Origin of the sequence: Bradyrhizobium sp., assembly GCF_049581145.1 — a bacterium.
Classification (GTDB): domain Bacteria; phylum Pseudomonadota; class Alphaproteobacteria; order Rhizobiales; family Xanthobacteraceae; genus Bradyrhizobium.
The window spans coordinates 1-9,243 of record NZ_JBAURI010000346.1; the positions used below are offsets into that span (position 1 = coordinate 1).

7 protein-coding genes and 1 pseudogene are annotated in these 9,243 nt (G+C 62.5%); 3 read left to right on the top strand and 5 right to left on the bottom strand.

The window, feature by feature from the left end:
• The 5 genes from WCB02_RS11305 to lptF all read right to left on the bottom strand — a co-directional run.
• Positions 1–683: 4-hydroxythreonine-4-phosphate dehydrogenase PdxA (locus WCB02_RS11305; protein ID WP_423958236.1), on the bottom strand; the 683-nt coding region annotated here is incomplete at its 3' end.
• Between the two features lie 3 nt (positions 684–686).
• Positions 687–1,568, bottom strand: coding sequence for a SurA N-terminal domain-containing protein (locus tag WCB02_RS11310; protein WP_423958243.1), 882 nt, complete (start codon positions 1,566–1,568; stop codon positions 687–689).
• Between the two features lie 208 nt (positions 1,569–1,776).
• Positions 1,777–4,176, bottom strand: a complete 2,400-nt coding sequence (locus tag WCB02_RS11315) for an LPS-assembly protein LptD (RefSeq protein WP_423958237.1) — start codon at positions 4,174–4,176, stop codon at positions 1,777–1,779.
• 77 nt (positions 4,177–4,253) lie between these two features.
• Positions 4,254–5,351, bottom strand: a complete 1,098-nt coding sequence (lptG, locus tag WCB02_RS11320; RefSeq protein WP_423958238.1) for an LPS export ABC transporter permease LptG — start codon at positions 5,349–5,351, stop codon at positions 4,254–4,256.
• Positions 5,348–6,520, bottom strand: coding sequence for an LPS export ABC transporter permease LptF (lptF, locus tag WCB02_RS11325; protein ID WP_423958239.1), 1,173 nt, complete (start codon positions 6,518–6,520; stop codon positions 5,348–5,350). Before lptF ends, lptG begins: the two co-directional genes overlap by 4 nt.
• A 362-nt stretch (positions 6,521–6,882) precedes the next feature.
• Here lptF and WCB02_RS11330 point away from each other — a divergent pair, with 362 nt between their 5' ends.
• From WCB02_RS11330 to WCB02_RS11340, 3 genes and pseudogenes are all read left to right on the top strand, one after another.
• The gene (locus WCB02_RS11330) at positions 6,883–8,379 is read left to right on the top strand and encodes a leucyl aminopeptidase (protein ID WP_423958240.1); all 1,497 of its coding nucleotides are present in this window, start codon (positions 6,883–6,885) and stop codon (positions 8,377–8,379) included.
• Entirely contained in the window at positions 8,376–8,828 is a 453-nt protein-coding gene (locus tag WCB02_RS11335) for a DNA polymerase III subunit chi (protein WP_423958242.1), read from the top strand. The genes WCB02_RS11330 and WCB02_RS11335 overlap by 4 nt, the downstream gene beginning before the upstream one ends.
• A 138-nt stretch (positions 8,829–8,966) precedes the next feature.
• Positions 8,967–9,243: pseudogene (locus tag WCB02_RS11340) on the top strand (hypothetical protein); the annotation flags it as partial.

Sequence of the window (9,243 nt, forward strand, 5' to 3'; positions counted from 1 at the left end):
GCCTGATCCTCCGTGCCGAGTGAGCCGTCCTCGCCGGCATGCGGGTTGAGGCCGGAGAGGGCAAGCCGGGGATGCGCGAGGCCGAAGCGGCTCCTCAGTGCCGCCGCCACGATGCGTGCCGTGCTGACGATCAGATCGGTCGACAATTGCCCGATCGCCTCGCGCAACGCGACGTGGATGGTGACGGGCACGACGGCAAGGACCGGCGACCACAGCATCATGACGGGCTGCGGAACTTGCCCGTTGGTGACGGCAAGCTCGGCGAGAAACTCGGTGTGACCGGGATGGCGAAAGCCCGCGCGATAGAGCACGCTCTTGGCAATCGGATTGGTGACGATGGCGCTGGCGCGCCCCTTGACGACGTCGTCTACCGCGAGCCGGATCGAGGCGAGAGCCGCCGTAGCACTGTTGTCGTCGGGCCGGCCAGGCTCGGCGGTTGCGGCGTGGCCGGTCGAAACCACCGGCAAAGCATCGGCGAATGCCGGGCCGGCATGCTCGGCGCTGACCTCGGCAAATTCGAGGTCGAGGCCGAGCGCCTTGGCGCGTCGTCGGAGAAAATCGCAATCGCCGCGCAGATAAAACGCCGGTAGCTTCAATTCTTCCCTGCGCAGCCAAGCCAAGATCGTGATATCGGGCCCGATGCCTGCGGGTTCGCCCAGTGTCAGCGCGAGGGGCTTTGCCATGCGTCAACGATACTCGATCATCGCCTCTTTGCGAATTTCCTGCAGGTAGTTTTGCGAAGTCGTCTGGAATTTCTGGGCAAAGAGCTTGTCCCGCGCTTCTTTTCGTTTCGGCGTATCGACGGTGGTCGGCTTTCGCCCGCATAGCACCACCATTTCGATTCCCTGTTTGGTGACTTCCGGCGGGGTCAGATGGCCGATCGGGGTGTCATCGAGCAGTTTGCGCAGCACGGGAGGGATGTCGGCGGACGTCTTGGTTACCGGATCGCGGATCGCGGCGTTTGGCAGCGTCTTGAAATAGGCATTCGCCTCGTCGCAGGTCTGGATCCGGCCGCGCAGGGCCTCGGCCTCCTTCTGGCGGGCTTCCACCAGCTGTGGCGTCGATCCGCGCGGCATGATCAGGACGATCGGCTGCATCTTGTATTCGAGCGCGTCGGTCTGCTGCGGCGCGTCGCCGCCCTCGGCCTGCACGGCATTGTTGACGTCCGTCTCGCCGACCTGCAGCCGCTCTTTGTAGCGTCCGCGCACCAGGCTGGTCCAGACCATGTCGGCCTTGATCCGGGCCTTCAGCGTGTCGGGGCGGATGCCCTGGCTCTCGAGCGATTTCGTCAACTGGTCCGGCGTGATTCGCATCCGCGTACTCATTTCAGAGTACGCCTGATCGATATCCGAGCCGGTCGGATCAACGCCGAATTTCTTGGCTTCCCTGATCTTGAGCTTCTCGTCGATCAGTTCATTGATCACGTCCTGGCGGACGGGCGGCTTGTGCGTGCTCAGCAGGTCGAGCTTGCTGCGCTGTTCGATATCGTAATCCGTGACCGGTTCGCCGTTGACCATCACGGCGACCGTTTGCGCGCGCAGCGGCGGAATCGCGGCCGGCAATAGCATGGCAGCGACAAAACCCACGACCAGAATCCGAAGGCCGCGGCAGAAGCCGCAAGGAAATCTGCGAGGAAACCTGCGAGAAAACCTGTTGCTCATGATCATCTTCGCCAGTTCGACCGATCCGAATTAAAGCCTGCGTCGCGCCGGTACACCGCTGACGCGGGGAGGGCCCGCTCTACTTTCCGAATCCTCGAAGCGGAGCCCTCCGCGGCTACGGAATGGCAACTTGCGAGGTGGCCAGCGTTCGCAAACCGATCTGCAGCATGTACGCGTGACTGAGCGTGGGCGGCAGGGTGCTCGTCGCGTAGCTGTAGGACGTCACATAGTTGGCGGCGAGGACGAAGCAATCATCCACGTAGCCGGCACCGATAATATACTGGTTGATCTGGTTCGATACCAGATCCCAGCGGGCGCCTCCCGAGACGACCCAATTGGCGGCGATCTTGACCGAGCCGGTGCCCAGCAACCCTTCGCGACGGGTCAGGTAGCCAAGGTCGGGCTGCGCAGCGTAGTCGCCATATAGCAGGCTGACCGACCAGCGATCGAAATTCGCCCTGGCTTCGGCCTCGAAGCGCTGGACGTTGAAGGTCGCCTCGTCGAAGCGCGAGCGCACGCTGAAGGTATAGGTGCGGTTCGGTGAATACTCGACGCTGCTCACGTAATCCGACGCAGGCGTCGCGAGGCCCGAATCGACGCCGGTGTTGGTGACGTCCTGAACCGCGAACGAGTTCAGGCCGAACAGCTGATAGGATTGCCCGAACATGACCTTGACGGCGCCGCCATGGTCGAATTGCGTGGTGGACTGAACGCCGACATTGGCGCGGCCGCCGCCTTCGACACGGTCGTAGCCGGAGAACTTGTCGACGTCGAACAGGTTGCTGGTGTCGAAAACCAGGCTTTGCGCGTCTTCGTTGGGGAGCTTGCCGGCATAGCTTTCGTTGGGACGAATGATGATCTGTGCGATCGGCTCGATCGTCGTCGAGCCCCAGGGCTGAACGTTGATGAAGGGATAGCGATATTCGAGGCCGACGGTCGGCATCACCCGCAGCGCCTGGGTGTCGCCGACCGGCAGGAAGTTGGCCACGCCCGGCTGGTTCGAGATGTCGGCGTTGATCGCATCGGCGCGCAGGCTCGCGAACGGCGTCCAGATCTCACCCGCAGAATCCGTGAACGACCGCCGCCAGTCACCCTCGACCGAGAGCCTTGTATAGGTCCCCGGCATGCCGCGCAGCAGGCACTGCGTCGGAATCCGCGCCATCGGGTCGGCGGAGGCGGTCGTGCACAGCGAATTGGTGTTGGCCGTCGTCGTGATCGGATCGAACACGGCGTCATTGCGCGTCAGGTTGGTGAAATTCGTCTTGTAGCTGACCTCGCCACCCATGATCGGATAGTTGAAGACGTTCGAATAGTCGATCACCGGATAGACGACCGGGACCTGTTGCTGGTTGCCCGAGAAGCTCAGGAAGTACATGGTGCGCGCATCGAAGTAGCTGCGATTGCCGACACCAGTCAGGTAGAGCTGGGAAATCGCTTCCGTAGGCAGGTTCATGAAGGCTGCCATCGGGTCCTTGTACATGGACAGCTGGTAGTCGGACATGAACGTGTAATCTGACAGAGCGACGCCGTCCCAGCCCCAGACCCATTTGTCGTTTAGCGCGAACTGCCCCTTGGTTTCGATGCCGCCCCGCAATTGCCGGTCGCCGGGCTGACCGGCGAGGTTATTCGGATTGAGTTGATCGATGCCGTAGGCGCGGATCTGGTAGGCGCCGTCGAGCAGGCGCTGCCGGAATTCGGCCTGCAGCAGCAAGCCTTGCGTACTCGTGATCCGCGGCGCGAAGGTCGCGTCCATGTCGGGCGCGATCGCCCAATAATACGGAATTTCGAGGCCATACCCGTAGATCGAACTCTCGCTCGGCGCCGCCATCAGGAATCCCGACTTGCGTTTGACCGTCGGATCCGGGGTCGAAAAATACGGCAGATAGGCCACCGGAACGCCGAAGAACTCGAGCTGCGCGGTCTCGAAATACAGCATCTTGTCCACTTGGTCGTGGATGATGCGCATGCCCTTGACCTGCCACAGCGGCGGTTTCTTCGGATCGTCCCTGCACGGCGCGCAGGCGGTGTACACACCATTCTCGAACACGGTGTAATTGCCGCTCGAGCGATCGGCGCGGGTCGCGGCCATTCGCGTCTGGTCCTCGGTGTCGACGCGCAGTGAATCGACGAATCCGTCGCGATAGTCGTCGCTCAGATCCATGAGGTCGGCATAGGTGATCTTGCCGTCGGCATCCGTCATGCGGATGTTGCCTTCGGCATGTAGCCGCTTGGTCTTCTGGTCGTAGATGACCTTGTCGGCTTCGACACTGGTGCCGTTGTAGTAGAGTTGCACGTTGCCGACCGCCGACACGCGCGCATTGTTGTAGTCGTAATCGACCTCAACCGCCTGCACGAGCATCTGCCCGTCATTGGGAACGCGCGGCCGCGCCGGGCGGGGCGCTTGCGGATTGAAGGTGAAGCCCTGCGCAGCGGCGGGAGCCGTCACGGCAAGATCGGCCGCGCCGGCGATCAGCAGGGCAACCGTCACCCCGATCAGGGGCCTGGCAACAGCCATAAACCAGCCATGCCGGCGCAGGGCAGTGCGCCGCGCCAACCCAGGCAAGCGTCTATGGAGGGCGGCAAACAGGGCCACTAACCGTCCTCCTGATACAGCAAGGCCAAAAACCCGGTGAGGCCGCCCACCAACACGGGAAGCCACGCCGCAGCGATCGGATACATCAACTCAGCCTTGCTCAAATCTTCGGTTACTTTCGACAGAACGTAGAGCAGAAAGCCTGCGCCCACGCCACTCAAAACCATCTTTTGCACGCCGCCCATCCGGAAGAAACGCAACGACACGGAAGCCGCCAGCATGACCATAGCAGCCAGCAAAAACGGCTGTGCCAGAAGCTTATCGTATTGCAGTCGGTAGCCAGCCGTCGCAAATCCAGAGCTTTCCGATGACCGGATGTAGCTCGGAAGTTGCCAGAAAGACACAGTCTCCGGCGTCGAAAAACTGTTGCGAACCTGCGCCGGCGTCAGACTGGTCGGGAGTTCGAAACTGTCCTGATCGACCGGAGGCGAATCAAGCGCATAACGTCGCGCGGACTTGAACAGCCAATGGCCGTCTTCAAGCGTGGCCTCGCGCGCTTCGATCCGCTCCTTGAAACGGTTTTCCGTATCGAATCGGAACAGCGTCAGCCCGGTCAGGCGGACGCCCTGCTGCTCGCTGCGGGCGGCATTGATGATGACCTGGCCATCGCTGTTGACCTGATTGAGCCAGAAACCGGACGCATCCTGGACGCCGCCGCCCGGCGCCGAGCCCATGATCTGCGCTTCCATGCGCTTGGAAAGCTCGCTGAGGTTGGCCGACATCGGATTGTATGCCGTCGTTGCCAGCACGCCGAGCAGGATGGCGCTCGCGAGAGCGGGCGCAATGAACTGCCAGGCCGATACGCCGGCCGCGCGCGCAACCACCAGTTCGAGGCGCCGCGACAACGCCAGGTAGCAGGTCATCGCGCCGATCAGGACGCAAAACGGCATCATTTTCTCGAGCAGCTGCGGCACGCGAAACAGCGACGTCTCCGCCACCATGATGGCGGACGCGGACGCAATTCCGGAGGTCTTGCGCACCATCTCGATATAATCGACCAGCACGAGCAGGAGGAAGATGCCCGCGAACACGCTGAGCGCCGAAACCACGAAGCGGCCGGCGAAATAACGTCCGAGCGTATTGGACATCATGCTCATGCGGTGGCGGTCCGCCGTCCGAACAGCCGTGCCAGACGCGCGTTCGATCGGTTGATCGCCTCGAGCAGCGCGGGCGGCGGCTCCAGCACGATGCCGCCGATGATGGTCCAGAGGCCTATTGCAACCGCAGCCAGCAGCAAGAGATACTGAACGAGCGCGGCAAGCGGCGATGTCACCGTCATGACCGAGCAGGCGAAGCCGGCCATGCGCAGCCCGAACACGGCGAAAATCGAGGCGCCGATGGAAAAATTCCGGCTCTGGCGCGTGGTGCGGGGGGCGCCGAGGAAGGCGAAGGTGAGGGCGGCGAACGCGAACGGATAGATCGGCGCCATGAAGCGGTCATGCAGTTCGGCGCGAAACTGTCCGGGGATCTGCTTGTAGATCGGATCGTCCTCCGCGGGGGCGAGCAGCTCCCAGAGATAACGTTCTCGGATCCCCAAGGTCACGTCGTGGCCCTGATTGGAGAATTTCGACATGTCGAACGCGTAACGGTCGAACGCGACCAGCGCCGGATCGCGCTTGCCCACTTCGAAGCGCTCGAGATTGCCTTCCTCGAGAACCAGGAAGGATCCGTCGCCGTTCTTCACCACGGTACCATGATCGGCGACGATGCTGACCCGTTCGTTGGGGTCGCGCCGGTCATCGATGAAGATGCCGACCAGAAGTCCGCCCGGCTGCCGCTCGCGAATGCGGATCGTCAGGTTCTGGTCAAGCTGGGCAAAACGTCCGGGCTGCAGAATGTTGGCGAGCACGTCCGCGGTGATTTCGGCATCCCATTGCTTCAGGCGGCGCAGGCCGTCCGGAGCGAGGTAGGCCGAGATGAAGGCGACCAGCAGCGCCACCACGCAGGTGGCGTAGAAGAACGGACGAAACAGCCGGAACGGCGAAAAGCCCGCGGCGTTCATCACGATGATCTCGGAATCGGTCGCAAGCTTGTTCAGCGTGTGCGAGATCGCGATCATCAGGGCGATTGGCGAGATGATCAGGACCAGCGCCGGAATCACCAGGCTGGTCACCCCGAGAAAAGTGAGGATGGTCTGACCCTGGCTGGTCATCAGGTCGATGCCGCGCAACGCCTGCGTAATCCAGATCACGCCCGTCAGGCTGACCAGGACCAGCGCAAACGACGCAAGCGTCGTGCGGAAGATATACTTGTCGATCGACCCCATCGTTACCGCACGATTCCCGCCCGCCACGCCGGGATGGCCACCGCGACCAACCCCTCGGATGAGGGGTCCCCCTTCGGTCGAGTCGCCATTTGCCCCGCCGCCATTCTCTCAATAGCATCTCGTTGATCTCCCAACAAAATGGCTGAGCCGTGGCACCCCCAATATATGGTTAATATTTCATCCAATGTGGCTGGGCGGCCACGCGGATGCTTGGCAGCGGGGGGCGGCAGGTCATAATGTTCGGAATCAGGGCCTCTTTGCACAAAAACGAGTGGCCGAGCAGCACCTGAAGCCTACCCGCGGCACGCGACAGCCAACTCTTCGACAGCCAAATCTCGACAGCCAAATCTTGGAGGATTTCAATGCCCGATGCCGTCAAGGTCGGCTTCGTCCCATTTTCCGCAGCGCCCCGCGGTATTTTGGCGGTCTTTTGCGACGATACGTTGAAATTCGGGCCTGTTGCCCGCAAAGCCCTAGGGCCGGTGGCTGCGCTGGTCAAGCGCGCGGCGGCGACCAACCAGTTCAAGGGAAAGGGCGGTTCAACGCTCGACATTCTGGAGCCCGAAGGAATCAAGATTCATCGCTTGATCGTGATCGGGACCGGCAGGCCCTCGGAGCTCAAGGAGAAGGATTTCCTGAAATTCGGCGGCGCCTTGGCCGGCAAACTGAACTCGGGCAGCGAAGCCGTAACCGTGATTGCGGAACTGCCCGACAACCCGATGGATCCCGGCCAAGCCGCGGCGATGGCATCCGGAATCAGGCTGCGCGCCTACCGATTCGATCGCTACAAAACCAAGAAGGCCGACGGTGACGACGGCGCGTTGAATGCCGACGTTTCGCTGGCGGTCGAGGACGTGGCCGCGGCGCGCAAGGCGTTCGCCCCCGTCGCCCATGTCGTCGATGGCATCGTCATGGCGCGCGACCTCGTGAATGAGCCGCCTAACGTGTTGTACCCTGAGGAGTTCGCCCGGCGGGCCGCCGAGCTCGACAAGCTCGATGTCCAGGTCGAGATTCTCGACGTCAAGGCGATGACGAAACTCGGGATGGGCGCGCTGCTCGGCGTCGCCCAGGGCTCGGCGCGGCCGGGCCGTGCCGTGATCATGCGCTGGAACGGAGGAAAGCGCGGCGAGGCGCCGGTGGCTTTTGTCGGGAAGGGGGTCTGCTTCGATACCGGCGGTATTTCGATCAAGCCGTCGGGCAGCATGGAGGATATGAAGGGCGACATGGGCGGCGCCGCCTGCGTGGTGGGCCTGATGCATGCGCTCGCGGCCCGCAAAGCCCACGTCAACGCGGTCGGTGCCATCGGTCTGGTCGAAAACATGCCCGACGGCAACGCGCAACGGCCCGGCGATATCGTCACCTCGATGTCGGGCCAAACCATCGAGATCATCAACACCGATGCCGAAGGCCGTCTGGTGCTGGCGGACGTGCTCTGGCACGTGGCGAAGAAATTCAAGCCGAAATTCATGATCGATCTCGCCACCCTGACCGGTGCGATCGTGGTGGCGCTCGGCACCGAATATGCCGGACTGTTCTCCAATAATGATGAACTCGCCGAGCGCCTGCACAAGGTCGGATTGGAAACCGGCGAGCGGGTCTGGCGCATGCCGCTGGGACCCGAATACGACAAGCTGATCGATTCGCAATTTGCCGACATGAAAAATACCGGCGGCCGGCATGGCGGTTCGATCACGGCCGCGCAATTCCTGCGGCGCTTCGTTGACAACACACCCTGGGCGCATATCGACATCGCGGGAACCGCGATGGGCGCGCCGAAAACCGAGATCAATCAGAGCTGGGGCTCGGGCTACGGCGTTCGCCTGTTGGACCGGCTAATTGCGGACTACTACGAAAAATGACGGAAATTCTGTTCTATCATCTGCAAAACATCTCGCTGGAAAGCGTCTTGCCGCCGTTGCTTGAGAAGTCGCTGGAGCGCGGCTGGCGGGTGGTCGTGCAATCGACCTCACCGGAGCGCACGGATGCGCTGGACGCGCATTTGTGGACTTATCGCGAAGATTCATTCCTTCCCCACGCCACCTGGCGGGTAGCCGATGTGGCCGATCAGCCGATCGTGCTGGCGGTGGAAGAGGGCAATCCGAATGGCGCCAAGGTCAGGTTTCTGGTGGACAACGCCGCACTGCCGCCGGATTCGGACCAGTATGAGCGCCTGGTTCTGGTCTTCAACGGCGACGAACCCGAGGCGCTTGCCGCCGCCCGGTCGGCCTGGACGGATTGCAAAGCGCGGGGCTTTGATGTCACCTATTGGCAGGCCGACGAGCATGGCCGCTGGCGGCGCCGGGACTAAGGAAGTTGCCTGTCCTGTTCCCCACGCTGATCGATGATTTTCGGTAGGTTCCCGGTGTGGCGCATGCCCAGCCACGTTGGTGCCGCAAAGTGATGGTCGGAACGTCAGTTGGGGGCCGGTTTGGGGAAGCAGTTTATCGTGCGAGACAACACCCATCTTCGGAAACGGCTATTGGCGCTGCTGGTGCTTGCTCCGACCATCGCGGGCTGCTCCGGCGCATCCGATCTGCTGTCGACAGACGCGGAATGGTTCTCGCGTTCCGGCCGGTTGTTCATCAGGAATGTCTCGATCGACTCGCCGCCGCTGACGCCAGACAGGCCGGTGACGCCTGACGACCTGGTCAGCGCCGAAGGGGCCTGTCCGGGCATGACGCCGCCCGGCAATCCCGCCGACGCCAATGCCAACGCCAACGCGC

What these genes read in the sequence shown, in the direction of transcription:
- WCB02_RS11315 (WP_423958237.1), bottom strand. Translation starts at nt 4,176, where the DNA reads ATGGCTGTTGCCAGGCCCCTGATCGGGGTGACGGTTGCCCTGCTGATC.
- lptG (WP_423958238.1), bottom strand. Translation starts at nt 5,351, where the DNA reads ATGAGCATGATGTCCAATACGCTCGGACGTTATTTCGCCGGCCGCTTC.
- lptF (WP_423958239.1), bottom strand. Translation starts at nt 6,520, where the DNA reads ATGGGGTCGATCGACAAGTATATCTTCCGCACGACGCTTGCGTCGTTT.
- WCB02_RS11330 (WP_423958240.1), top strand. Translation starts at nt 6,883, where the DNA reads ATGCCCGATGCCGTCAAGGTCGGCTTCGTCCCATTTTCCGCAGCGCCC.
- WCB02_RS11335 (WP_423958242.1), top strand. Translation starts at nt 8,376, where the DNA reads ATGACGGAAATTCTGTTCTATCATCTGCAAAACATCTCGCTGGAAAGC.
- WCB02_RS11310 (WP_423958243.1), bottom strand. Translation starts at nt 1,568, where the DNA reads ATGCTATTGCCGGCCGCGATTCCGCCGCTGCGCGCGCAAACGGTCGCC.